Source organism: Halonatronum saccharophilum DSM 13868 (genome assembly GCF_000517025.1).
Taxonomy (GTDB): Bacteria; Bacillota; Halanaerobiia; order Halobacteroidales; family Halobacteroidaceae; genus Halonatronum; species Halonatronum saccharophilum.
In genome coordinates this window covers 547,714-573,495 of the sequence record NZ_KI912097.1, presented here as the reverse complement: position 1 = coordinate 573,495, position 25,782 = coordinate 547,714, and the positions used below count along the sequence as shown (strand labels likewise).

The window sequence follows — 25,782 nt, the reverse complement described above, 5'->3', positions numbered from 1 at the left end:
TAAGGAGTGAAGTAATTATTATCAGTTCCAGCTTCATAAACGTTAGCATTTACTACTGGGAATTCCGCATCACTATAAGCTCTATCTAAAAAATCTAAACCAAAGTTAAACTCATGGTTTCCTAAGATTGTAGCGTCATATCCGATCATATTCATAGCATTAATTGTTGCATGTACTTGTCCCTCTTGAATCGGATTTACTACAGCCTCTATATTAGCCAATAAGCTACCTTGAATTAAATCACCAGCATCAAATAATAAAGTATTGTCATTATTTGCCCTTGTTTGGTCAATTAATGTAGCAGTTTGTACCAATCCAAAATGATCAACCTCACTATCATTTAGATAATCATAAGGCATGATATAAGAGTGAACATCTGTAGTACCCATAATCACTAATTCGTGAATATCACTTGCTCTAGCTTCCGCTAGTACAACCATAGAAAATGTCAAGACCACTGCCAACGTAAAAATAAATAACTTACTAAAATTTCTTTTAATTTTCATCTTCTTCCCCCTTTAATTTTTTTGTGAATATAAATTTTTAAATAAATATTAGTTCACATCAACCTTCTTAAGAGGAATTTAAATCACTCATTACCCCTTAGTAGTTGTAATAAGCTCCTTATGTTTTTATATTCTTATACTTATTATGTTCAGACAACAGAGTCAGACGTCTAACAACAAATGGTAAAAAAACATCTTTTATATTTACACTAAAACTTATAATTTTTTTACCACACTTAAATAATAGCATATAATTCAGATAAATACAAGCTTTTATCCCTTTTTAATCAATTCTATCAAATGAAAATATTAGAAGAGTCTTCTTCTGGAAAAGACATAAACCAAATACCTATATTATCTCCTGCCTCATTTCTGATTGCTTCGTATGCAGTTTGGTGCATCTCACCCAATATATCTGCCTTACCAAAATACTTCTTACCCTCTTCTAAGACCATTGTTGTTATCTCATCCTTGCCCGAATTTCCTGATGCTCTCTCACCATCTATTATAAGGTTGGTAGCAACACTGGTATAGCGAGCAAAAATAGTATTTATAGCCCCTGTTGCTTCACCAATATAATCAACTATCTCAAAGTTTCCATTTATCAAAGTGTCACCCTTATATAATTTGGAACCTTGCAATGACCACTCACCTGGAATCTCTTCATTCAATATCTCACGCCCTAGATTAAATTTAGCCTTCAAACTTTCAGCCATTTTAGGCTCTATTAAACCCTTTAAACTTTTGCTCATATGAGATAAATCATCAGAGGTGTTTGATATCCCCTTAGACATATTAGTTACCTGGTTTGATGATTGAACTATCTCATTACTATTTTCAGATAGATACTGGCTGGATATAGAGATTTCTTCAACCTTTGAAGTGGTCTCTTCAATATTACTCTTAATATCCATAAATATATTCTCTGTATCTTGAGCTATCTTTTTACCTTCTTTTGCTTTAATATCAACATCCTCAATGGAGGATAATGCTGCTTTAGAACTTTTTTGTGTCCCACTTATTAATTGTTCAATATTACTTGTAGCACTAGCCGTCTCTTCCGCCAATGCCCTAATCTCATCTGCTACAACAGCAAATCCTTTCCCCTTTTCTCCTGCTCTAGCAGCTTCAATGGCTGCATTTAGAGCCAACAGATTTGTCTGCTTAGCTATATTACTGATCAACTCTACAATTTCACCAATATCCTTTGCGTCATTATCCAACTTATTGATTATAGATACTGTATCTTCTACTATATCATTAACCCCTTCTATACTAGCAATTGTTTTTCTAATATTTTGGCTCCCAAGTTGAGTTTGAGAACTTGTTTCTTGAGCAAAGCTACTTACCTCTTCTATACTTGCTGATACCTCTTCAATACTTGCTGACATCTCATTTATACATTTATTTGTATTACTTATATTTTTGCTTCCTTCTTGGGCAGAAAGAGAGAGCTCTTCACTACAATGTGATAACTCCTTTATCTCATTTAATACCTTTAGCAATATACCTTTTTGCTCTTTAACAATTGTATTTATACTCTCTCTTATCTCTTTATAATTACCCCCATCTTTCTCCTTTAAATTAACAGTCAAATCCCCCATTGCAACTCTTTTAAGCGCTAAATCAATTATAGATAGCCTCTTAAAGATAATCTTCTCTAAAGCTAAGGATATTAAAGTTAAAGAGATAATCATTAGAGAAGATAAAAGAATAAACTGCTTTAAAGTAAGTCCTCCAATTATAAATACTGTAACTGATAGTGAGATTAATAGTATGATTAAAATAATTATATTAATTTTAGCTTTTAATGAAGTTAAATCTAAATGAAGCATTATTCCTCACCCCTTTATTCCTAATCTAATACTTATTATTAAAATTGGTTATAGAAGATGAGGATTTAATCAAACAAATATAATCTTTTATCTTAAATCCTCATTAGAGAAAGCTCCCCATAATAACTCTCCTGAAGTCTTAGATATTATCTCACCTTCAAGGTTGACCATAATAACCTTTATATCCTTGCCAAACTCTACTATTACTTGACGGCAAGCACCACAAGGAGGACAGGCTCTCTTTGTATCTGCTACAATAGCAATAGTTTTAAATTCTTTATGACCTTCAGATACAGCCTTAAAAATAGCAGTCCTTTCGGCACAATTACTCAATCCATAGGATGAATTTTCTACATTACAGCCAGTATAAATTTCTCCATCTTCTGTTAATAAGGCTGCCCCTACCTTAAATTTAGAATAAGGTACATATGCTCTTTCCCTAGCTTTTTTAGCCATTTCAATTAATTTTTTTTGCATCTAAATCACCCCTTGTTAGTATAAATTAATTCGGTCTTAAATCAATTCCAATCCCTTAAGAACTTCTCAATACCAATATCAGTCAATGGATGTTTTGACATCTTTTCAATAACTGCAAAAGGAATAGTTGCAATATCTGCTCCAATCAAAGCAGCTTCTTTTACATGGCGTGGACTTCTAATACTAGCAACTATAATCTCACTCTCCAACCCATAATTATCCAAGATAATAGCTATCTCTTCAATTAGCGCCATTCCTTCATGGGCTCGATCCTCTAAACGCCCAACAAAAGGGCTAATATAGGTTGCTCCTGCTTTAGCAGCAAGCAAGGCTTGATTAGGTGAAAATACCAAAGTTACATTTGTCTTTATACCTTCTTTACTTAATGTTTTAACTGCTTTTAAACCTTCAACGGTCATAGGGATCTTAACAACTACATTAGAAGCTAACTTAGCTAACTCTCTTGCTTCTTTAAGCATCCCTTCAGTATCAAGACTAATTACCTCAGCACTGACTGGCCCCTCAATTAATTCACAAATCTCCTTAATTCTCTGGTGAAAATCAACATCACCCTCTTTAGCTACTAGGCTAGGATTGGTAGTAACACCATCAATCACACCTAATGTTGAAGCCTCTCTAATCTGATCTAAATTTGCAGTATCAATAAAAAACTTCATTCTTTACCCTCCTTATAATTTTATTATAATCTATTCTTATTTAGATATTTTTCCATTCATATTAAAAAATATTCCTAAACTTAAATTTAACTGAGTTTAGGTTATTAATATCTATTAAAAGATTAGATTAAATTTTATATGTATTCTCTTGATAGTCACAAAAGAATACATAACAACAAGAATTGTCAGACGTCTGATGATTCTTGTTAAAAAAATACCTAACTCTATTTTAAGTACACTTTTAATTATAACATATAAAAAGCCTTAATACAACGTTTTTCTAGCTAAAACTATAATATGAAAATTGCAATATAAAATGCTAACCTTATCATTTTAGAAATCATATTATAAGTATTGATTATAATTTTTAATATTTAAGCTAAAACTCTTTTAATTGATTATTTATAATTACTATGTTATATTAAAAAATCGACTACACTAATTAAAGAATAAGCAGCCGAAAAGATCGACTGCTTATTTTATTATAACAGTTCTTTAAAAGGTCTAAACAAGAACCTCATAGAAGTATTTTAGCTAAATAAATTACTAAAGAAAGATCTAATTCTATTAAATAAACCAGAAGAACTTTCTTCATAGCTTAGGTCATATTCATAAAGGCCCCAGTCATCCTCTGAACCTATATGATTAATACGAGCTGATTCGAAATCAGTCATATTGTCTGCTCCATCTGGAGAAGATCTAAATACCACTCTTCCTTCAGTCTCTACAGGTAAGATTGACCAATTATGTGTCAATTGTGGATCAGCTCCACCAGATTCTCTAATATAATCAATAACTACTTCTCTATTCACTTCAGTTCCTGTATAAACAACATTAGCATCAACTAAGTGGTCTCCACCACCAGAAGCTCTATAATTATTTGTAACTACTAAAAATTCCATATCTGAAGTTACTGCTTCGCCATCGTAAGTTAGATTTACAATACGCTCTCCTGAAGGCTGAGTTACATCAATTTGATACTCAACTCCTTCAATATGCTCAAAGTTAAACCCTCTAAATCCATAATCTAATAGTACTTGATCTTCAGTTTCAGATGGATCAATTTGATTGAAGTTATCTGCTGCTCTCTCTAACCAACCTCTTAATTCATCTCCATCTACCTTAACAACTTGTAAAGTATTGTCATAGATATAGATCTCTGCAACGTCTCCAACTGATATACCACCTGCAGTAACGTCTGTGTAGTAGCTTGCTCCATGACGTCCAGCTTTAAATGGTGCTGCTGCTGAAAGAATTGGTAAGTCAGCATACTCACTACCTTCAAAGTGAGTCTCAGCAAACCATAATTGAGCATCATTAACTAATTGAGTTGTTAAGTTATCTGTAACTCTTGAGAAGAATGTATTAAGACTTGTGAAAGTCTCTCCAACATCTCCTCTTACAAAATCCAATGTTTCTTGATGCTTATTTTCTGTAGCTTCAACAATAGCTTGATCTGTTCCTTCTCTTCCTTCAACACCCATTACTTCAGATCTAGCATCTACAATCTCCCATGCACCATTGTTATTAGTAAGACTTAAGTTGATAGCACCTAAGTGACTACCCCATGATCCTGGCATTACTGCAGGAACACCATGAATCGTTCCTCTCTCAATATCTACCCCAGGTATACCTTCATAATCTGTACTTGGGAATCTTCTGTGCTCATGTCCTAATAACATTGCATCGACACCTTCAACTTGAGCTAAATGATAAGCAGCATTCTCACTTGCATCATCACTTGGATCTATTCCTGTATGAGCAACAGCAATAATAATATCTGCTCCTTCAGCTCTCATCTGTGGTACGAACTTCTGGGCTGTTTCTGCTATCTCTCTAGCTTCTACTTTTCCTTCTAAGTGAAGTCTATCCCAGATCATAATTTGTGGTGGAGCAAAACCGATAACTCCAACCTTGATCTCTTGGCCATCAACTTCACGATCTAGAATTTGGTAAGGAGTGAAGTAATTATTATCAGTTCCAGCTTCATAAACGTTAGCATTTACTACTGGGAATTCCGCATCACTATAAGCTCTATCTAAAAAATCTAAACCAAAGTTAAACTCATGGTTTCCTAAGATTGTAGCGTCATATCCGATCATATTCATAGCATTGATTGTTGCATGTACTTGTCCCTCTTGAATCGGATTTACTACAGCCTCTATATTAGCCAATAAGCTACCTTGAATTAAATCACCAGCATCAAATAATAAAGTATTGTCATTATTTGCCCTTGTTTGGTCAATTAATGTAGCAGTTTGTACCAATCCAAAATGATCAACCTCACTATCATTTAGATAATCATAAGGCATGATATAAGAGTGAACATCTGTAGTACCCATAATCACTAATTCGTGAATATCACTTGCTCTAGCTTCCGCTAGTACAACCATAGAAAATGTCAAGACCACTGCCAGCGTAAAAATAAATAACTTACTAAAATTTCTTTTGATCTTCATAATTTTCCCCCTTTATTTTTTTAAAGTTTAGGTTAATAACCTATTTTTAATTTATACTAATATTTAAGCTTAAACTCAAATATTAATATCTCCAATAATTCTTTCAAAGGAGTTTTAATGTAGCTATTACTCCCTTATTGATTTCAATAAGCTTCTTAATGTACTTATAATCTTATATTTATTATTGATGTAAATTAATAATTTCTGGGTCAGATGTCTAACGACAAGGATTAAAAAATCTTCTTGTGGAAATATTATACTCTTGTCATCTCTAACCACTGCTAAATTATAACATAAAATAGAATTTATTTTAATGATTTTTGTGGATTTAATCAGTTTTTATTATTCATAGGGTGAATAATAATACTTTGGTTAAAATTTCCTGCTGATTGATAACTCTATCGTATATCTAAAATGTTTCCTATTTATCTGAATTTTAATTTCACCAATAGTTTATTTTTCATCAGCTTTATCAATAATAGTAAAAGACTCTCCTTCAGATACTGCTCCACTTAACATTACCTGATTCCCATACATATCTACAACATATTTGTTCCCCCTTACTATCTCTTTGTAATCTTTCAAGGAATACTTTCTAATAACATCTTTTAAATGTGCTCTTTGGAAAATAATTACTTCTTCCTCATTAACTATTACTTTCATAAGCATCTCCTTGATTTAAAAATTTTAATTTTTCCTACCTAATAATAAACTAGCTATTACTGAGGTCACAGGTATTGCTACCACTAATCCAAGTGAACCAGCAATCCCATTTAAAATTTCTGCTGCCACATAATCCATATTAACTATCCTAACCCAACTAAAGTTCTGGTATAAAAGTAACAATAACATAGGTAAGGATCCTCCAACATAAGCTAAAATTAGAGTGTTTGACATAGTCCCCATTATATCTCTTCCTACCTCTAATGAATGGAACATCAGTTCTTGAAAACTAATATCAGGATTGGCTTTTTTAAACTGAGTAGCACTAGAAGCAATTGACATCCCCACATCAACTATTGCCCCCAATGAACCAATGATAATCCCAGTATAGAATAATCCACTTATATTAATCGTCCCTTCTCTTGCACTAAATGCTCCTCTTGCCATTGTCAACATTTGTAATTCATCAGTAAGACCAGTTATCTGAGTAATTTGTCCTATATAATAAGCTATTAAACCAGCAACTGAAACTCCAACTCCAGTACCAATAAATGCAGCTATAGTTTTGGGGCTTACACCATCTATTATTATTAAAGTTAAAGCAATAATGATTAAGGCACTACCAGTAGCTACTGGTATAGGTGACCACCCAGCTAAAATCATTGGTAACATTATTTTGACTATTATATACCATGTTATAACTAAAGTAATAATTGTTTTTAAACCTTTAATCTTACCAATTGCTAGTAAGGCTATCCCTAGAATAATTCCTGCCCAAAGTAACCCTTCATCTCGGACTATATCATGTAACACAACATTTCTATCTTCTCTTTGATAAAAAGAGTACATCAATACTCTAGTTCCTTCTTCTAATTTAACATCAGCATGTCTGCTATTTTCTCTGTACTGATTTGTTACATAAACCTTATCTCCTTGATAACTTCCGCTTGTTACCTTTACTTTAGCCCGCTGACTAATTGATGTTCTAGTAGTACGATTTTCAACCTCCAAAACTTCACCTCTAAAATATTCATGATCTTGATAATGCGATCCATGCTCAAACTCTGGAATGAAATTTTGGGCTCCAAATGATATTAAGATTATAATAGCAATTAAAAATATCCATTTTATAATTTTAGAAAACACACTCTTCCTCCTTAGATTATGCTAATCTTTACTTTTAACTCTTTAGGCTAAAGCCCTTTATAGATTTTTTCTATTACTAATTTGAAAAATAAGCAGCCTAAAGATAGACTGCTCATTTAAATATTTAATTACTGAATAGTAATTCTTTCTTCTTCAACCTCATCAGTTACAGTTCCAAGTTCCTTAAGATGATCGATTAAGATCTCTCTTTCTGTACGAGATGTCTCTTCAACTATAACCTCAACATCATCTCTATCTACAATACCTGCATAACCGCCCCATCCAGCTCTATCCCAGATAAAGGAATTTAGAGCAACATTATAATAATCTTTTTCAACATCAATATCTAATGTAACCTCTCCATCATTGTTAATCGTATACTTCATACCAGATACTTGGTTTGGCCCATCATGGTTTGATTCATATCTTGTTTGAATAATATTTCTTATTTCATCTGCAGTTAAGGCCACTACAGTAACATTATTAGTATATTCAAAAGCAATATTATCTAATAACTCTTCATAGATTGGTCCTGCTTCAATAGTAGCACCTTCCTCTAAATCCCCTAAAGAATAAAGTGCTATTTCAGCTTCTTCAATTTGAGTAACAAATGCATCCATTAATAAATTACCTGCAGTAATTGAACCTTCTTGCATTCCAACAGTTGTAATGTCAACTTCTGTAGTAGCAATTTCATCTTGTGGATCTAGATTTTTATCCACCTCTATCGTAATTCTATCTTCTTCTAGCCCTTCTCCAACCATTTGAACATTCTTTAAATAATCTACCAAAATTTCCTCTTCTGTTCGCTCACTAGTCTCAAATTTAATTACTTCCACACCATTACTGTAATGATTCCATCTAAAATCATTAATAGCAATAGTATATTCTCCATCTGCCTTAACTCGCTCACCATTAATATAAACTTTAATCTCATGTGCCGTATCATACGAATTAGTTATAACTGTATACTCTGCACCTGAAATCTGAGTTACTGACGGGAAGTTACTATCAGCTTGATTCAATATCATTTCTTCAAGGTTCTCTCCATCTAATGTAGCAATTACTACATTATTATCAAATCTAAAACTATCATAAAGAAGTGGACCTAATGCTTCTTTATAAATTGTCCCACTATCAATTGTAGAATTATCTACAAATTGATCTGCTGGATAAATTCCAATATCAACACCTAACTCTTCTCTAGCTGCATCAGCAAATAAGTTTCCTGCTGAAACAGAACCATCCCTACTTCCTTCAGTTGTTAATGGGACAGTGGTTTCCGCAATTTCAGTTCCACCATCAGTACCTTCAACTATCACAGTACTAACTCGATTTACATCTTCATACCTTGTATTTAATTCTTCTCTACTAATATCATTTTCAAGAAAGCTAATTATAGCATCATTAGCTCTAATATAAGTGTCTACTCCGTCATTTTGACTAGTATATTCGTAAGCGGTAGCAACATATTGAGTTAAAGCAACATTATAAACCTTATCTTCACCTAATTCATTACCATCATAATCATATAGGTTAGCTCCTACTCCTGCTCCAAGCTGGTTTATTTTAACCTCATAATGTAATCCCGAAACTCTCAAATCTATACTACCACGTCGGTTGTAAGAGAACTCAACTAATGATCTTATATCCTCAGCTGTCATCTCGAAAACAATTACATGATTACCAAATGGCTCTAACTCGAAAATTTCACCAACAGTTAAAGGTCCTGCATCTAAACTACCAACTCTAATTCCACCACCATTTTGGAAGGCAAAATCAATATTATCATCATATGCACTTGCTACAATTGTAGATTCAGTAATAGCATCGGTCATTAAGCTTCCTAAAGCTTCCCTACCACTAATAGAAGTTTCAAGGTAATTGATCTCTCTATTAAAGATATCTTCAACTTGACCTTCAAAGTAAGCAATCTTATCTTCTACTTCATCAATTGTACCCTTAATAGTAGCAGTATCAATTAACTCACCACGACGACCAATAACTTCATGAGTAGCTGCGTCTACAGTTACAACTATTTTACCTAGGTATCTTGTATCATCACCAGCTTGGGCAATTAAAACATCATTTACTTCAGCAGGTGGATCAACAACAGTATGAGAGTGACCACCAATAATTAAATCAAGTTCTCCCATCTCTTCAGCTAAGCTTTGTTCCCAACCATGTCCCATATGGGTTAAACCTACAAAGATATCACTTTGCTCTCTTAAATAAGTATAATTAAGAGCTGTATCAACAGGATCAGGGAAGTTTAATCCATATAAATTGTCAATCAAAGTAGATGGGTATCCAGTACTACTTGAAACTTGAACTAAACCTAAAAGCGCAACCTCTGCTCCAAAGCTAGTTTCTAAAATTACATACGGATCAGGTTGAGTCATAGTTGCTACATTTTCATCAACCTCTATATTAGCTAAAATCCATGGATAGTCAGTAGAATCTATAGAATCCTGTACTCTCTGTTGACCATAATCAAATTCATGGTTTCCTATTACTACTGCATCATAAGCAGCCATATTCATAAGTTCAGTCATTGGTTTTCCTCTTAAATTCTCTTCATTTATTACATACTCATCTACAATTGGAGTTCCACTAAACATATCTCCACCACTAACTAGAAAGACATCATCATATTCTTTTTCAAATTGTTGCTTCTGCCAAGCTATTTTACCGAAGTTTTCAAGTACACCATGCTCATCATTAGTGTGTAAGAATACAACTTCATAAACAGAATCTTCTTCTCTTATTTCAAATACTATGTCATCTTGAGCATTATCTACAGTCTTATTATTAGGATTAAATACAAACCCTTCTTTGACAGGAGTAATAGTAACTTGACCTGTTAGGTCTGTCTTAGTCCAATTTCCTTCTTCATCAGTTATTGCTGTTGCATCAATATTACTGAAATTTAATGTTACTCCTTCTACACCATTCCCGTCAACATCTACAATCTGACCAGAAACAGTATATGGGTCTGGAGTAACAGAATCATTATCACTATTACTACAACCTACTAAGACCAATGCTCCTATAAGTAATATAGATAAGACTAACAACCTATTGCGCTTAAATAACGATTTCATAAAAAACCTCCTTTAATTTTTAAGTTCCCTAGTTGATAAAAGATAAATTCTTAAATAATAACAATCAGCTTCTTTACCTTCTTGTCTTCCTCCCCCCTTAAAAAGAGTATAGAGCGACTTACTACTAATCGCTAGATAACTTTCTTTAAAAGCTATTATATGTAAGTCGCTATTTACACAATCTTGGATCCTCTAACATTATCAAACCCAAGTGTTAAATGTTGATAGACGTCTGACGAATTCTGAAAAAAATAAAAGGATTTACTACCCCCTTTGATGGTTGTAATAAATCCTTATACTCTTATCTACTTATATTTATTATCTTATAACTTATTTTCTTATGACTTATAATAGTTTTAAATTTTCAAAGAACATCTTCTCATTATTTCCTTCTTATAAAAAACTGCTAACTTATTGGACTCTCTATTAATAAAAGCTATGTAACTTTGAAAATTTTCCAGACAGACGTCTGACGATTAATAGAAAAAATTAAACACTTGTACCTTTTCTTTTAGTCTTATTTATATTATAATCTAATTATAACATAGCTTAGTTCTGATTTCAAGATTTTTTAGGTGATTTACAAGTTAAAATGCACGATTTATTATTCACCTGTACCTTCTGCACCTTTAAAATCACCTTGTCTCAAATAATTCATTTGCTGTTTTATAATTAAATATTCCAGAGGGATATTTAATTATAAACTTTTGTATCTTTTTCACTATATTTCTTGTTAAATCTTTAAAACTAGATCCCTTAGATAAAAATCTTCTAATCATTCTATTTATATTTTCATATTGATAATGCAGTAAAAAAACAAGCAAGTCCAATGATTGAAGAAAAAACATCTAACTTAAAAAATGCTAAATCGACTAGTTTAGTGGTGAATATTTAAAAGATGAAGAACATAATAAGCTACTAGCTTTATTTAAGCTAAGTTCAAAACTAAAAGAACTTGGAAACTCAAAGAAGAGTTTAGAGACTTCTTAAAATTAGATAATATAGATGAAGCAACAGCTGCATTAAACCAATGGTATCAAAGAGTTTCTAATAGTAAGTTAATCAAAGCTTCATACCTCACCCCCTAGTCCCCTCTCCTAGAGCAGAAGAGGCGGGTTTTGTACGAAGGGGAATTGAAGTTTATTCCCCGTAGGGATTAGGGTGAGGTAGGAATTGTTATAATAAATAAGTTCACTTAGAAGAATATGACTTAAGTTAAGGTACATTAAAAATTCTATATGATTAATTAATTTGAACAAGATTTTTTTGCACAACAATTAACAGAGACCCAAATTATAATGATTCTCTCTAGTTTATTAACTTTAATACCTTAAGGTTTCAAATACTTCTATTCCCCCAAAAACAGATACTCTTTTTTCTGTTAGACGACTACTTACCAGTAATCTGGCGACTAATAGTCTAACATAACTATAGTTCTTTGAAATTATCAGCTTAACTTTATTAAACCTTGAAAGGATAATTATATTAAATAATATGAAATGTCCTACACTTTAGTCAAAGTCCTCGTTAGTAAAGCCACCCAATAGTAATTCACTTGAACTCTTGGTGACTACATCACTCTTCAAATTAGCCATAATAACTTCTATATCCTCCCCAAATTCTAAGATAACCTGTCAACAGGCTCCACAAAGAGAACAAGCTCTTTCTGTATCTGCTATAATGGCAATAGTCTTAAAATTCTTCTTCCCTTCTGATATAGTTTTAAAAATAGCTGTTCTTTCAGCACAGTTGGTCAGCCTATGAGATCAATTTTCTAGATTACAACCTATATAGATATCACCCTCCTCTGTCAATAAAGCAACACCTACCTTAAAATTAGAGTAAGGCACATAAGCAATCTCTCTAGCTCCCTTTACTTTCTCAATCAATTTCTCTTGCATAATTTATGTTCAGTAGAATAATCTAAATAAACCCTACTAAATCTTCCTTCTTTTTTAATTAAGTCTTTATTTTACATCTTTTTACTTGATATCAAAAAGAGAACCTACTGCTTTTAAAAAGCTATATAGGTCCTCTTTCTCTTATAGTCTTATAGTCTTTCTTATTAAAAGCCTAATATAAAATACATTATTGAAGTATATTTTAATTAGAATGGTGTTACTCAAATTATTACATAAAGATACCAGCAATAGTAGCTGTAGTATAAGTTGCTAAAGTACCAGCAATTAGAGCTTTAACACCTAATGAAGCAACCATTTGCTTATTCTTTCCTGCTAGTGGGCCAATACCTCCAATTTGAATTGCAATTGAAGCGAAGTTAGCGAATCCACATAAAGCGAAAGTAGCAATCATTTGGCCCTTAGGCGATAGAGCTTCTTCAGCAATAAATTCTGATAATGTAGCATAAGCAACAAACTCATTAATAGCCATCTTTTGACCTAATAGAGTTCCTAACTCAGTAGCTTCAGCCCAACTAGCTCCCATTAGATAAGCCAATGGAGAGAATACATATCCTAATATAGCTTCTAAACTAGTCCCAACTAAGCTTAATGGATAGTTAATTAAAGCAATTAAAGCTACAAAAGCAATTAACATAGCTGCTACATTTAAAGCAAGTGTCATACCTTCACTAGCTCCTGCTGCTGCTGCATCAATAACATTAGCGCTATCAACTTCAATATCGATATCTACACCACCAGCAGTTACTGATTCTTCAGTCTCTGGTATCATTATCTTAGCCATAACTAAAGATGCTGGAGCAGACATTATACTTGCTGCTAGAAGATAACCTGGGTCAATTCCCATACCAACAAATCCAGCTAAAACACCACCAGCTACTGTAGCCATACCACCAGTCATCATAGCCATAACTTCAGATCTGGTCATTGTTGGTATATACTTCTTAACAACTAAAGGAGCTTCGGTTTGACCAACAAAAACATTAGCTGCTGCTGATAAAGACTCAGCACCACTTAATCCCATAGCCTTCTTCATAACTTTAGCCATTCCTTCTACTACCTTTTGGATAATTCCTAGGTAATATAGAACAGACATCAAAGATGAGAAGAAGATGATTGTAGGTAATACCATCATAGCAAAGCTAAACCCTACCCCCATTAAAGCTTCTCCAAATACAAATTCAGCACCTGCTGATGCAAATTCTAAAATAGTTGCAATGAAATCACTCGTCCATTGAAAAAGATTCCTACCAACTGAAGTTCCAAGAATAATAAAAGCAAATACAAGTTGTAATATGATTCCACCAGCTACAGTCCTCTTATTAACAGCCTTCTTATCCTCTGATAATAAATAAGCTATTCCTAAAAATACGAATAATCCTAAAAATCCAACTAATCTACTCATTTTTTAATAACCCCTCTCTGTTAATTTAATTATTTTAAAAAGGGTTATTAATAGTTATTGATTATTAGGCGCAATCTTCTGACTATATTTAAGATATAAAGTTCTTTAAAGCACAATAACTATTATATTATATAGCGCCTAACAGTGTTGGTATAAAGATATTAATACCCTTCTGTCACCTCTATACCATCTATAATTTTAACTCCAGAGCTAGCACCAATTCGAGTAGCTCCGGCTTCAATCATAGCTTGGGCATCTTCTATACTTCTTACTCCTCCAGAAGCTTTAACTCCTAGTTTTTCTCCAACTACCTCTCTCATTAGAGTGATATCTTCTACAGTTGCTCCACCACTTCCAAAGCCAGTAGAGGTTTTAACAAAGTCTGCTCCAACCTCTTTAGCGATTTTGCATACCTTCCTCTTCTCTTCTTGGGTCAAATAGCAAGTTTCAATAATTACCTTAACAATAGCCTTGCCCTCTGCTGCTTTAACAACAGCACTAATATCCTCTCTAACTACATCCCAAGCCTCAGATTTTACTGCCCCGATATTGATAACCATATCGACCTCATCTGCACCCTTTTTAATGGCATTTTTAGTTTCAAAAGCTTTAGTCTCTGCTGTATTATTTCCTAAAGGAAATCCAATTACTGTACAAACTTTTACAGGTGTACCTTCTAGTTCCTTATTAACTAAAGAGACGAATGTAGGGTTTATACAGACAGAAGCAAAGTTGTATTCTTTTGCCTCTTGGCACTTAAGGATAACATCTTCCTTAAGTGTATCTGCTTTTAAAACTGTATGATCAATCATATTAGCAATCTTGTTCTTATCCATCTTATTACCTCCTGTAAATTATGGGATTAACCTAATTTAGATTATACTAAACTATTTACTAAAATAAAGCCTAAATATATTCCTGCTACTCCCATAACCCCAGCAATAGTCGGTGGCGCTGGAACAGGTAGTTTCAAGAAAGAGAACAATGCTCCTACAGCAAGACCAGATATAGTTGCAGTTAAAATTTGAGTCATATCCACTCCTCCTTCTTTTGATTAATTCCCTCGCCCTCCCGCTCACTAACTTCATGAGCAAAATAATTTATAGGTATCAGCCTTCATCTATCAGCTAACAGCAAGGATTAATCTTTAGCTGACTGCTGACGATTAATAGCTGATTGCTACAATTTCGTTGCTGTATCTAAAACCATTCTTGTCATCTTATCTACGCCTTCTTTTATCTTTTCCTTATCAGCTCTTATCTGCGTGAAGACATGGTCAGATACCGTAAGTACAGTAGCTGCCTTCAATCCATACTTTGCTGCAATGTTATAAAGGGCTGCAGTCTCCATCTCAACTGCTAAGACACCTCTTTTAGCCATCTTCTTTAAATCTTGGGCATAATCTTCACCTTTGCCATAAAAGAAGTCTGATGTTGCTATCTCACCAACATAAACTGGCATATTCAATTCAATAGCACTCTCGTATAAATTTTTAATTAATTCAAAGTCTGCTGGCGGTGCTAATGTTATATCAGAAGTCATCTTATTAATTGTGCTTCCAATTGTTGCTGATGATTGGGCAATAATTAAATCTGCTTGTTCTAAATCATCTCTTAAAGCACCACAGGTTCCAACCCTAATCAATGTCTTAGCTCCTAACATCTTAAGTTCCTCTAAGACTATTGCAATTGAAGGAACTCCCATCCCTGTACTCTGAATTGATACATCTACACCATTAAATTTACCTGTGTAGCCATACATCTTCCTATAAGTTGTATACAATTTTGGATCCTCCAAGAAGTTCTCAGCCATATATTTGGCCCTTTCTGGATTTCCAGGTAACAGAACAATCTCTGCTACTTCACCTTCTTTTGCTTCAACATGAATTGGCATATTACCACCCCATTCTATTATTAATATTTTATATCCTTTTATAAAGGTCTGACGTCTTACAATACCATTTTATTATCCTTTTCCTTTTTTGTCAAGGGGGTTTAAGAAAATATCTTAAATTTATAATCTCTTCCAGTTTTCAACCACGTATTTATTTAAAGCTAACAAATAAAAAAGATAAGATCTCAAACGAGATCTTATCTTTATCTATAATTAATTCTCCCTTTTTTTCATCTTATTAGCTAACTCCTCTTCAGAAGCTTCGATAACATCTTCAAGTCCAGTGCGTCCAATATTCATATCTTCTGTCTCTGTAGCAGGAGACCCCATAACTACTTGATCACTAAATCTTCCTGTTATCTGTGCAACTTCATTCTTAAAGCCGGTGTTAACACCTGTCTCTACCTCAGTGTGAGGAAAAGAAACCCTACCTAACCCTAGTTCTTGTGAATTTTCATTATTAAATTCCTCATTGTTGAACATACCTTCCATTCTATCGAATTTAGGAAGGTGGTTATGAATTTCATATTCACCTTGCTTCATTAATTTACTCACCTCCTTCTTCAATAGTTTATGATTTATCATACGATAAAATACCAAATAATTATTATTTTTAAAAAATTTTTTGAAATAAAAAAGCTTAACCTAAAAAGGTTAAGCTTTTAAACAATCCTATTAATATATAGTTTATTTTGAAAAGATTAGAACAAATCGACATTTTATGTTTTCTGTTATAAAATGGTGGGACTAGCAGGAGTCGAACCTGCGGCCTACAGATTAGGAGTCTGTCGCTCTATCCTACTGAGCTATAGCCCCACAACTATTAAAAATTATAAATGATTTTTTTATAAAATGCAAGTTTTAATTAGAAATATTAACTCCTATTATTTTTCTTAAATGGCTTACCAATTGCCGCTGGTGGAGTAGCTCTACCAATAACTCCAGCTAAAGCAACTACAGTAAAGATATAAGGTATCATTTGTACAAATTCACTAGGAATTGCAAATCCTTGTAAGCGTATTTGTACTGCTTGGAAAAAACCAAATAACAACCCTGCTCCTAAAGCTCCAAAAGGAGTCCATTTTCCAAAAATCATAGCTGCTAAAGCTATAAACCCTCTTCCTGCTGTCATCCCTTCTCTAAAGATATTTAGCACACCCAAAGATAGATGAGCTCCAGCAAAACCAGCCAACATACCACTAATAATAACACATATATACCTAGTTAACTCTACATTTATACCAACTGAATCAGCTGCATGAGGGTGTTCTCCAATTGACCTTACCCTAAGACCAAAAGTAGTGTGAAATATTACATAATGGGCTACTAAAACAAATAAAAGACCAAAATAAACTGTTGGTTTAAAAGGACCCCAGTAAGGCAAAGAATTAACTGCTGGTGAAGTTCCAGAAGTATTAAAGAATACATTTAATAAAAATACTGTTCCTCCTGCTGCTAACATATTTAACGCTACTCCACTAACAACCTGATCAGCGTGATATTTTATACTAACAAAAGCATGAATAACAGCAAAAACACCACCAAAAACTGTAGCACCAATTAGTCCTAACCAAGGGCTACCTGTAAAATAGCTAATCAAGACTGCTATAAAAGCTCCCATTAACATCATACCTTCTAAAGCAATATTAATTATTCCAGACCTTTCACAAAAGATTCCTCCAATAGCTGCTATAACTAATGGTGTAGCCATTCTTATTGTTGCATAAAGGGTCTGTAAATTAAATATCTGGGTCAAAATATCCATCACTCATCCCCCTTTCCGTTTTTCTTAAATTTAAATAACCTTCTAAACACCAAATCAGCCGATACAAATAAGATGATAACTGCCTGTAAAATTACAACTAAATCAACAGGAACACCAGCCATCATATTCATATAAGTTCTACCATTAGATAAAATTCCAAATAATAAAGCTGCTAATAATACACCAAGGGGATGATTTCTTCCCAACAAAGCAACCGCAATACCTGTAAAGCCATACTCAGCAGAAAAACCACTACGATAATTATAAAATAAACCTAAAGCCCTTTCAGCGCCAGCCAATCCTGCTAACATACCACTAATCATCAAAGCTATTACTATATTACGAGCAGAATTAATCCCTCCATATTCAGCAGCATCAGGACTAATACCTACAGCTCTAATTTCATAACCAATAGTTGTCTTCCACAGTAAATAGTAAACAATAACTAAAACCGCTAAAGCAATTACAAAACCAATATTAAGGTATGAATGCATGTCTATCAAATTTGAAAATCTCCAAAACTTAGCACTTTCTTCAATAGTATGAGTTTGTACAGTTCCAGGTCTAGCCAAAACTTTTAAGCTTATATAAGCTACTAAACTATAAGCGATATAGTTAAACATTATTGTAGTTATTACTTCATGTACACCCAACTTGGCTTTTAAGATAGCTGGAATAAAGACCCATAATGCACCAGCAAGCATAGCTGCCATAACAGTCAAAGGTAAATGAATTAACATAGGAATACCTTGAAATGTACCTACCCAAGCAGCAGTCAACCCTCCTACCAATAGCTGACCTTCTCCACCAATATTAAATAGACCACACCTAAAAGCAAAAGCTACTGCCATTCCCGTAAAAATAAGAGGGGTAGTAGCAAGTAATGTGTCTGCTATATTATTCAAACTACCAAAAGCTCCATATAACAAAGCATGATAAGCTTGAATAGGGTTATAACCTGATAATAAAACCACAATAGCACCAATTATAAATGAAGAAAATATAGCTACTAAAGAAATAGCCATTTCTTTTAAAACTTTATTCCACTCTATGCCTGACATTATTTTGATTCCTCCTTCGACTTGCTTCCACCTGTCATTAATAAACCTAACTCTTCTTTAGTTACTTTATCAGCTTCTACTATGTCAACTATTCTCCCTTCATACATAACAGCAATTCGATCACTTAAAGACATAATCTCTGATAATTCAGCTGAGATTACTAAAACAGCCTTACCAGCATCTCTTTGTTCAATTATTCTTTTGTGAATAAATTCAATGGCACCAATATCAACTCCTCGGGTTGGTTGAGAAGCTATTAATAATTCTGGGCCAAAGTCAAATTCACGTGCTACAATAACCTTTTGTTGATTCCCTCCAGAAAAAGATTTTACCTTAGCATCTTTATTAGCTGGACGAATATCATACTCTTTAATTAAACGCTTAGCATTATCTTCTAAGGCATTAAAATCAAAGTTGATTCCTTTAGCAAATGGATCTTTATAATGGTGTCCTAAAACTAAATTATCTTCAACTGAATAATCTAAAACCAAACCATGTTTATGCCTATCCTCAGGAATATGACCAACTTTAGCTTCTCTAATATTACGTGCTGTAGAATTTAATAGTTCTTGGCCCTCTAATTTAAAGATACCTTCAGTAGCCTTAGTTAAACCCGTTAAAACTTCAACCAACTCACTTTGACCATTACCTTCTACTCCTGCAATGCCCAAAATTTCGCCTTCTCTAATTTGGAAATTTATATCATCTAAAACTTTAACTCCTTTATTATCATTAAGATTTAAACCTTTAACCTCAACTCTAACATCACCTAGATTAGCAGGTTCCTTGTCAACCTCTAACAAAACTTCTCTACCTACCATCATTTGGGCCAACTCTCTTTCAGAAGCTTGTGCAGTCTCTACTGTACCAATTGACTTACCCTTTCTTAATACAGTAATATGATCAGAAACAGATAAGACCTCTTTTAACTTATGAGTAATAAAAATAATCGATTTCCCCTGATCGATTAAATTATACATTATCTTATATAGACCTTCTACCTCTTGAGGAGTTAACACTGCTGTAGGTTCATCAAAGATTAAAACTTCAGCTTGACGATATAAAACCTTTAAAATTTCTACTCTTTGCTCCATACCAACAGATATATCCTTAATTTTAGCTAAAGGATCAACTTCTAAACCATACTCTTGAGAAAGCTTTCTTACCTTAGCAACTGCTTTATCAATATCAATTCTCCCTAAAGATTTAGTAGGTTCAGATCCCAAAATAATATTTTCTGTTACAGTTAAAGTAGGAACTAACATAAAATGCTGGTGAACCATACCTATTCCAGCATCAATAGCATCATTAGGATTGTTAATATCTAACTTTTGGCCCTTATAATAAATTTCCCCTTCATTTTGCTTATAAATACCAAATAAAATACTCATTAAAGTAGATTTTCCAGCACCATTTTCTCCAATTAATGCATGTATTTCACCAGCTTCTAAATCCAGGTTAACCCTATCATTGGCTAAAACACCAGGAAACCTTTTGGTAATATTTTTCATTTGTAGAATCTTTCCCATTTTTAGACCTCCCTACTAAAGATAAAGAAATTATAAACAAGTTGCTAAATTCATTTAGCAACTTGTTTATAATTAGACATATATGCTAATTTTGTGACATATAATCTGGCACTACAATATCACCAGAAATAATTTTTTCTCTAATTTCTTCGATCTCATCAATAATATCTTGAGGAATCATCTCTTTCATATCCTTAACTCTTGCTAAATCCTCTTCGCTTATATTACCCATTTCATATGCTTCTTCAACTGTTACACCCACTCTATCTAATGGGGATAAAGCTACTCCTGCACTCTCTAATCCATAAACTTGAATACCAGCTTCAAATCTATCCTCTGTAATTGCTAATACCGTATCATAAACAGAGTTGTCAACTCTCTTTTGCATACTAGTTAAGACATTACCAGAAGCAACCCAATCTTGATCTGAATCTACACCAATAGCATATAAACCTCTACTTTGGGCAGCTCTAAATAATCCACCACCAGTTCCACCAGAAGCATGATAAATAATATCTGCTCCAGCATCATATTGAGATAAAGCAATCTCTTGACCTGTTGCTGGATCATTAAAAGCGGCTGGTGAACTTCCAGCATAAGCAACTCTATAACTTACATCAGTACCTTTAACTTCATTAATATAATCAACTCCACTTGTATAACCTAGCTCAAACTTACGGATTAATGGCATATCCATACCACCTAAAAACCCAACTACAGTATCCTCTTTAATACCATCAAGCTCATTACGAGTTGTCATTAAAGCCGCAAAAGCTCCTGCTAAAAATGAACCTTCATGCTCAGCAAAAACCAAAGATGCAACATTATCATTTTCTACTACAGCATCGATAATAGCGAATTTAGTTTCAGGAAACTCACTAGAAACTAGTGCAATATCATCTTCTTGCATAAAACCTACTCCAATAACTAAATCAAAGTTATTACTTGCTAAAAAACGTAAGTTTCTCTCTGCTTCAGCAGTTTCACGAGGCTCCATATATTGAAAATCGGCAATCAGCCCATCTTCTTTAGCCCTTTCTAATCCTCTTAAAGCTGAATCATTAAAAGACATATCACCTTTTCCACCACTTGATAATACAATTCCTACTTTTAAACCTTCTTCGGTTGTTACTTCTTCTTCTCCTCCACAACCAACTAACAATGATGTTAACATTAATAATACTAATAACATTAAAATTGTTTTTTTCATTTTCACCCTCCTAGAGATTAATTTAATTTTAAAACATTCTTAACTACCATTAACACAAATTCAACACCAAATTTTATATTCCTCTATAAAATCGTAATTTTTTATCTATAAATATATAAAAAAACACCACCTACACACTTAAAATATACTTTGTTAGCATTACTTTTTAATGCTTATCATAGCAAAACCTTTTATATTATCTGCTATTAAATCTTGAACTTAAAATTAAAATCATCGGTTCTTCTATAAATCGAATTAGATAATAACATAATCCAAAAGGCCCTTAACCTGTACAGGTTAAGGGCCAACAATCATTAATTTAACATTCTCTCAACTCTATTTAAATTAACCTCTGCTCTACTGTAATTAGGATCTATCTCTAAAGCTTTCTGATAAGCTTGCTTGGCACCAACTAGATCTCCTTCATTTTCATAAGAGATACCTAAATTATTATAGATATAAGGAAGTTGTTGATTTAACGCAGTAGCCCTCTCTAAAACAGGTATAGCATCTGCATATCTTCCAGTACTAATATAAGCAAAACCTAAATTATTTAAAACATAATAATTTTTAGGATTTAACTCACTAGCTTCTATATAATTATCAATTGCTCTTTCATAGTTCCCTTTATTCATATAAGCCCTACCTAGGACATTATAAGCATCGGCAAAGGAATCATTAGCTTCAATAGACTTTTCTAATATCTCTATTGCCTCATCATTCTCCCTTAAATCCAAATAAACTCTTCCTAGATTAACCATAACACGATAATGGCTAGGATTAGCCTTATGAGCTGCTTTTAGCTGAGTTTTAGCAGCCTCTAGTTGGCCGGTATATCTATAACTAAGACCTAAAATATAATGAGGATACATCTGTCCAGAGCTATCAGAAATAGCTTTAATTAACTCTGGAATTGCTTCCTCATATTCCCCTGCTCTAAAATGCCTTAATCCCCTTTGATAGTCAGTCAATCCATCATCGGAATTTGCTAAAGCTATAAAAGAAGAACTAACGATTATAGCCCCTACCAATAATGTTACTAATATAATAATTTTATAATCTCTTTTCATTTATAATCACCACCAGATTAATTATTGAGATTATTAGCACTTAAATAATCTCTTAATTAAAATATTCTATCTAAAGGTGAAAATTCCTGCAATTAAATCTAGAGTTTCTTCTTTATATTATCAGCAAATTGGGCCAATCTGACCTTAGCAAGCTCTGGATTATGCAATCTATAATTTCCACACTGAACCTCATTAGTAGCTGGAACCTCTTCAGTCTTACTAGCCTCTTCAAAGGTCTCTACAATTTTTGCTCTAATAAGATTTATATCTCTTCTTCCAAAAAGGGTTAGATAAAATCCAGTTAAGCATCCCATTGGAGATAAATCAATTACCCCTGGGATAATATCTCTAATATTATAAGCTAAAAGATGCTCCATAGAGTGAATAATACCTGGGGCCAAGAAATCTTGGTTTGGCTGAGCTACTCTAATATCATATTTACTCACCACTCCAAACTCCTCATTCTCATAAACTACCGCCTCTCTAATATAGGGCGCTTCCACCTTTGTATGATCTAATTCAAAACTCTCTACTTTACTTTCTTTCATAGTTAATACAACTCCTTCTTTATTATAGTTACTAATATTATTTATCCATCAGCGATTATTATCCTGCTTTAATTAATAAGATCAGCTTTGAGCCTTAAGCTAAAAGATTAAAACTTCAGTTTAGCTAGTAGCTACTAGCTATTGGCTATTATCAATGCTTTAATCAGATCCTTATCCGCTCTTATCAGATCTTAGTCAGCGTAAATGCCTTTGACCTTGACCTTCTTAAACCTCAAGTGCAAAATCATCTGCGCTGATTCCAAATTCCTAAAACCCTGAACTTTTACAGGGTAAACAAATCTTTTTTTTCGGTTTTTTGGGCTAAAGTGATCTATCTCACAAAAAAATTTAAATTATTGGGGTACTATTAATAAGAAAGATAAATTGAAAATTAATACAAGGGGGAAACTAAATGTTTGATCTTTTTAAGAACAAGAAAGAAAAGGGTAACAATTCAGGATCAGCTGTTAAGATTGCTTTAGCACTAGCTGAAGCCTTCGACTGTGAAGTAAATGATCTACCTTTGAGTATTGTGCTATTATGGTTTGAGCAAAAAGCGGTAGCTATTTTATTGGGTCTATTTAACCTAGGTATCCAAGATATCTATGTTGGCCCGTCAGCTCCAGAGTTCTTATCTGAAAATGTAGTAAAGGTATTACAAGATAACTTTAATCTACAATTAACTGGGGACGTACAAGAAGATCTAAAGAAGATGTTAGGATAGTATATAATAAATATAAAAAGAGATAGTGTACAATATTATGTGTAAATGACTTTACAATAAAAAAAGAATCCTCCTTGAAAAGTTGAAATGATTAATCACCACAAAAAACCGCTCAACTCAAAGGAAGATTCCATATAAATAGTATAATCCAAGAACTATTGAATGGTCAAGTAAATATTTATGAATTAATAAAAATAAATTATTAGCTTTTTTCAAATATCCTAGTTCTATTAGAAAATCAATTTATACTACTAGCTGGATAGAAAGAACTAATAGTTTACCTAATTTAGAAGCAGCTGAAAAACTGATTTACTTGGAAGTGAATTATTATAATGAAAAGGTATAAGATTGCGCAAGAAAAATTTCAACATTTTTTGAGGAGCGATATTAATAATTTTATGTACATAAAATTATTGACACTACCCTAAAAGGTAACATAAACTTGACACAAACCTATATCTCTGTTATAAATAAGTTATAACTTAAAAGAATATTATATACTCATAACATTCTTTAAAATCTATTATGTAGGTGATTATTGTGGAAAATAATATAAGTATAGATCAGATTAGCAAACTAATCCAATGTAAAGAAGATCAATCAATTGCTCGATTTAATAATCTTAATCTCTACACAGCAGTACAGCCTATATTCAGCTTGGCCCATAAAAGAATAATAGGATATGAAGCCTTAGTTAGAGTTAAGGATGATTCAAAAAGATGGATTAGTCCAGCTTCCTTGTTTACTAAAAAATATGAAATATCTGAAGCTATACTATTAGACAGGTTGTGTAGATACCTTCATATAGATAACTTTAGCAAGAAGAACAATGATATTAATTGGCTTTTTTTAAATGTGTCCCCCCAAACCATTATTAAGGGAAAATATTTTGGTCAATTTTTCTCTCAACTTTTAGAAAAATTTAACCTGCCTCCTCATAGAATAGTTATAGAGATTGTAGAATATCCTATCGAAAATAATGAACTTTTATTAGAAAATATTAATTATTATAAAGATATTGGCTGTCTAATAGCTATTGATGACTTTGGTGCTGGTCATTCTAACTTCGATAGAATATGGACTTTAAATCCAGATATTGTTAAGCTGGATCGATCTTTTTTATTAAAAGCATCGAAAGAAAAGAAGATCCAGAAACTACTTTCTGGAATAGTCTCACTACTACACCAAACAGGATCTTTAGTATTAATAGAGGGGATTGAAAATAAAGAAGAGACTATGATTGCTTTAGAAAGCGGTGTAGACTTTGTGCAAGGATATTACTTTGCTAAGCCATCTTTAGATATAGAATCTTCATCTAAAATCAATCTTTCTTTAGAAGATATATTTTTAGATTATAAAAAGAATGAACTAAAAAAAGAGAAGGTAAATAAAAAAGAATATAATAAATACAAAGAATTTTTATCAATAATTATTAATAAAATCAAAAAAGGATATTCATTTAAAAAAAGCTGTCAATTTATTTTAAATGAAGATGAAGTTATTCGATGTTATTTACTTAAACCTAATGGTGTGCAGATTGGTGATACAATTGCATCAAACTCTTTAGTTAATGGAGATATCCGTTTCAAACCTCTTTATGATACTAATAGTGCTGATTGGTTTAGAAAGCCTTATCTAAAGAATGCTCTTCTTCACCCTAATCAGTTACAGGTAAGTGACCCCTACCTATCTATAACTGGAGCTCATATGTGTCTTACGCTATCTATAATGTTTTCTACAGAAGGTGGAGATAAAGTTTTATGTTGTGATTTGAGCTATTAATCAACAAAA

The 25,782-nt window shown here is 32.8% G+C and carries 20 protein-coding genes, 1 tRNA gene and 4 pseudogenes; 4 read left to right on the top strand and 21 right to left on the bottom strand.

Annotated features, from left to right (window positions below; all coding sequences use genetic code 11):
• The 8 genes from HALSAC_RS16110 to HALSAC_RS0113995 form a co-directional block, all read right to left on the bottom strand.
• Window positions 1-506, bottom strand: a 506-nt coding sequence (locus tag HALSAC_RS16110) for a metallophosphoesterase (RefSeq protein WP_035571939.1), incomplete at its 3' end; no start/stop codon positions are given.
• 296 nt (window positions 507-802) lie between these two features.
• The gene (locus HALSAC_RS16690; protein ID WP_051412247.1) at window positions 803-2,341 is read right to left on the bottom strand and encodes a methyl-accepting chemotaxis protein; all 1,539 of its coding nucleotides are present in this window, start codon (window positions 2,339-2,341) and stop codon (window positions 803-805) included.
• 87 nt (window positions 2,342-2,428) lie between these two features.
• A complete protein-coding gene (locus HALSAC_RS0114020) occupies window positions 2,429-2,818 on the bottom strand; it encodes a cytidine deaminase (RefSeq protein WP_027340796.1) in 390 nt (129 codons plus the stop codon).
• Between the two features lie 41 nt (window positions 2,819-2,859).
• Complete coding sequence (gene fsa / locus HALSAC_RS0114015) at window positions 2,860-3,495, bottom strand: fructose-6-phosphate aldolase (RefSeq protein ID WP_027340795.1); 636 nt, start codon at window positions 3,493-3,495, stop codon at window positions 2,860-2,862.
• 530 nt (window positions 3,496-4,025) lie between these two features.
• Window positions 4,026-5,954: a bifunctional 2',3'-cyclic-nucleotide 2'-phosphodiesterase/3'-nucleotidase gene (locus HALSAC_RS16100; RefSeq protein WP_051412246.1), complete on the bottom strand. Its 1,929-nt coding sequence runs from the start codon at window positions 5,952-5,954 to the stop codon at window positions 4,026-4,028.
• Window positions 5,955-6,407: 453 nt separating this feature from the next.
• The gene (locus HALSAC_RS0114005) at window positions 6,408-6,617 is read right to left on the bottom strand and encodes a hypothetical protein (protein WP_027340794.1); all 210 of its coding nucleotides are present in this window, start codon (window positions 6,615-6,617) and stop codon (window positions 6,408-6,410) included.
• A 24-nt stretch (window positions 6,618-6,641) separates the two neighbouring features.
• Window positions 6,642-7,763: a YibE/F family protein gene (locus tag HALSAC_RS16095; protein WP_051412245.1), complete on the bottom strand. Its 1,122-nt coding sequence runs from the start codon at window positions 7,761-7,763 to the stop codon at window positions 6,642-6,644.
• A 128-nt stretch (window positions 7,764-7,891) separates the two neighbouring features.
• Window positions 7,892-10,867, bottom strand: a complete 2,976-nt coding sequence (locus tag HALSAC_RS0113995) for a 5'-nucleotidase C-terminal domain-containing protein (protein WP_027340793.1) — start codon at window positions 10,865-10,867, stop codon at window positions 7,892-7,894.
• A 947-nt stretch (window positions 10,868-11,814) separates the two neighbouring features.
• On the opposite strand from HALSAC_RS0113995, the pseudogene HALSAC_RS17885 reads away from it, so the two are divergent.
• Window positions 11,815-11,955: pseudogene (locus tag HALSAC_RS17885) on the top strand (transposase); the annotation flags it as partial.
• 423 nt (window positions 11,956-12,378) lie between these two features.
• Here the strand turns inward: HALSAC_RS17885 and HALSAC_RS17770 are convergent.
• The 13 genes and pseudogenes from HALSAC_RS17770 to HALSAC_RS0113925 all read right to left on the bottom strand — a co-directional run bounded on the left by HALSAC_RS17770 (window position 12,379) and on the right by HALSAC_RS0113925 (window position 23,267).
• Window positions 12,379-12,768, bottom strand: a pseudogene (locus tag HALSAC_RS17770) (cytidine deaminase).
• A 229-nt stretch (window positions 12,769-12,997) separates the two neighbouring features.
• Window positions 12,998-14,191: a NupC/NupG family nucleoside CNT transporter gene (locus tag HALSAC_RS0113980; protein WP_027340792.1), complete on the bottom strand. Its 1,194-nt coding sequence runs from the start codon at window positions 14,189-14,191 to the stop codon at window positions 12,998-13,000.
• 161 nt (window positions 14,192-14,352) lie between these two features.
• Window positions 14,353-15,027: a deoxyribose-phosphate aldolase gene (gene deoC, locus HALSAC_RS0113975; RefSeq protein ID WP_027340791.1), complete on the bottom strand. Its 675-nt coding sequence runs from the start codon at window positions 15,025-15,027 to the stop codon at window positions 14,353-14,355.
• A gap of 41 nt (window positions 15,028-15,068) precedes the next feature.
• Window positions 15,069-15,224: a XapX domain-containing protein gene (locus HALSAC_RS0113970; RefSeq protein ID WP_027340790.1), complete on the bottom strand. Its 156-nt coding sequence runs from the start codon at window positions 15,222-15,224 to the stop codon at window positions 15,069-15,071.
• 146 nt (window positions 15,225-15,370) lie between these two features.
• Complete coding sequence (locus tag HALSAC_RS0113965; protein ID WP_027340789.1) at window positions 15,371-16,084, bottom strand: DeoD-type purine-nucleoside phosphorylase; 714 nt, start codon at window positions 16,082-16,084, stop codon at window positions 15,371-15,373.
• A gap of 213 nt (window positions 16,085-16,297) precedes the next feature.
• Complete coding sequence (locus tag HALSAC_RS16085) at window positions 16,298-16,627, bottom strand: hypothetical protein (protein ID WP_051412244.1); 330 nt, start codon at window positions 16,625-16,627, stop codon at window positions 16,298-16,300.
• A gap of 196 nt (window positions 16,628-16,823) precedes the next feature.
• Window positions 16,824-16,900 (bottom strand) — tRNA-Arg (locus HALSAC_RS0113955).
• A gap of 58 nt (window positions 16,901-16,958) precedes the next feature.
• Window positions 16,959-17,849, bottom strand: coding sequence for an ABC transporter permease (locus HALSAC_RS0113950; protein WP_027340788.1), 891 nt, complete (start codon window positions 17,847-17,849; stop codon window positions 16,959-16,961).
• Window positions 17,849-18,910 (bottom strand): ABC transporter permease, encoded by a 1,062-nt coding sequence (locus HALSAC_RS0113945; RefSeq protein WP_035571936.1) that lies wholly within the window; start codon window positions 18,908-18,910, stop codon window positions 17,849-17,851. Before HALSAC_RS0113945 ends, HALSAC_RS0113950 begins: the two co-directional genes overlap by 1 nt.
• A complete protein-coding gene (locus tag HALSAC_RS0113940; protein WP_027340786.1) occupies window positions 18,910-20,439 on the bottom strand; it encodes an ABC transporter ATP-binding protein in 1,530 nt (509 codons plus the stop codon). Before HALSAC_RS0113940 ends, HALSAC_RS0113945 begins: the two co-directional genes overlap by 1 nt.
• Before the next feature lie 85 nt (window positions 20,440-20,524).
• Window positions 20,525-21,649: a BMP family lipoprotein gene (locus HALSAC_RS0113935; protein ID WP_027340785.1), complete on the bottom strand. Its 1,125-nt coding sequence runs from the start codon at window positions 21,647-21,649 to the stop codon at window positions 20,525-20,527.
• Between the two features lie 314 nt (window positions 21,650-21,963).
• A complete protein-coding gene (locus HALSAC_RS0113930; protein ID WP_027340784.1) occupies window positions 21,964-22,719 on the bottom strand; it encodes a tetratricopeptide repeat protein in 756 nt (251 codons plus the stop codon).
• 98 nt (window positions 22,720-22,817) lie between these two features.
• The gene (locus HALSAC_RS0113925; RefSeq protein WP_027340783.1) at window positions 22,818-23,267 is read right to left on the bottom strand and encodes an S-ribosylhomocysteine lyase; all 450 of its coding nucleotides are present in this window, start codon (window positions 23,265-23,267) and stop codon (window positions 22,818-22,820) included.
• A gap of 448 nt (window positions 23,268-23,715) precedes the next feature.
• Between HALSAC_RS0113925 and HALSAC_RS0113920 the strand changes: the two are divergent.
• The 3 genes and pseudogenes from HALSAC_RS0113920 to HALSAC_RS0113915 form a co-directional block, all read left to right on the top strand.
• A pseudogene (locus HALSAC_RS0113920) lies at window positions 23,716-23,991 on the top strand (hydroxylamine reductase); the annotation flags it as partial.
• 187 nt (window positions 23,992-24,178) lie between these two features.
• A pseudogene (locus HALSAC_RS17575) lies at window positions 24,179-24,382 on the top strand (IS256 family transposase); the annotation flags it as partial.
• Between the two features lie 149 nt (window positions 24,383-24,531).
• Window positions 24,532-25,773: an EAL domain-containing protein gene (locus tag HALSAC_RS0113915; RefSeq protein WP_169730102.1), complete on the top strand. Its 1,242-nt coding sequence runs from the start codon at window positions 24,532-24,534 to the stop codon at window positions 25,771-25,773.
• Window positions 25,774-25,782 lie beyond the last annotated feature (9 nt).

Excerpts from the sequence above, each read along its gene's own strand:
- HALSAC_RS0114020 (WP_027340796.1), bottom strand. The coding sequence starts at position 2,818 with ATGCAAAAAAAATTAATTGAAATGGCTAAAAAAGCTAGGGAAAGAGCA.
- HALSAC_RS0113965 (WP_027340789.1), bottom strand. The coding sequence starts at position 16,084 with ATGCCAATTCATGTTGAAGCAAAAGAAGGTGAAGTAGCAGAGATTGTT.
- HALSAC_RS0113970 (WP_027340790.1), bottom strand. The coding sequence starts at position 15,224 with ATGACTCAAATTTTAACTGCAACTATATCTGGTCTTGCTGTAGGAGCA.
- HALSAC_RS16085 (WP_051412244.1), bottom strand. The coding sequence starts at position 16,627 with ATGAAGCAAGGTGAATATGAAATTCATAACCACCTTCCTAAATTCGAT.
- HALSAC_RS0113980 (WP_027340792.1), bottom strand. The coding sequence starts at position 14,191 with ATGAGTAGATTAGTTGGATTTTTAGGATTATTCGTATTTTTAGGAATA.
- HALSAC_RS16690 (WP_051412247.1), bottom strand. The coding sequence starts at position 2,341 with ATGCTTCATTTAGATTTAACTTCATTAAAAGCTAAAATTAATATAATT.
- deoC (WP_027340791.1), bottom strand. The coding sequence starts at position 15,027 with ATGGATAAGAACAAGATTGCTAATATGATTGATCATACAGTTTTAAAA.
- HALSAC_RS0113935 (WP_027340785.1), bottom strand. The coding sequence starts at position 21,649 with ATGAAAAAAACAATTTTAATGTTATTAGTATTATTAATGTTAACATCA.
- HALSAC_RS16100 (WP_051412246.1), bottom strand. The coding sequence starts at position 5,954 with ATGAAGATCAAAAGAAATTTTAGTAAGTTATTTATTTTTACGCTGGCA.
- HALSAC_RS0113930 (WP_027340784.1), bottom strand. The coding sequence starts at position 22,719 with ATGAAAAGAGATTATAAAATTATTATATTAGTAACATTATTGGTAGGG.
- HALSAC_RS0113945 (WP_035571936.1), bottom strand. The coding sequence starts at position 18,910 with ATGTCAGGCATAGAGTGGAATAAAGTTTTAAAAGAAATGGCTATTTCT.
- fsa (WP_027340795.1), bottom strand. The coding sequence starts at position 3,495 with ATGAAGTTTTTTATTGATACTGCAAATTTAGATCAGATTAGAGAGGCT.
- HALSAC_RS0113950 (WP_027340788.1), bottom strand. The coding sequence starts at position 17,849 with ATGGATATTTTGACCCAGATATTTAATTTACAGACCCTTTATGCAACA.
- HALSAC_RS0114005 (WP_027340794.1), bottom strand. The coding sequence starts at position 6,617 with ATGAAAGTAATAGTTAATGAGGAAGAAGTAATTATTTTCCAAAGAGCA.
- HALSAC_RS0113940 (WP_027340786.1), bottom strand. The coding sequence starts at position 20,439 with ATGGGAAAGATTCTACAAATGAAAAATATTACCAAAAGGTTTCCTGGT.
- HALSAC_RS0113995 (WP_027340793.1), bottom strand. The coding sequence starts at position 10,867 with ATGAAATCGTTATTTAAGCGCAATAGGTTGTTAGTCTTATCTATATTA.
- HALSAC_RS0113925 (WP_027340783.1), bottom strand. The coding sequence starts at position 23,267 with ATGAAAGAAAGTAAAGTAGAGAGTTTTGAATTAGATCATACAAAGGTG.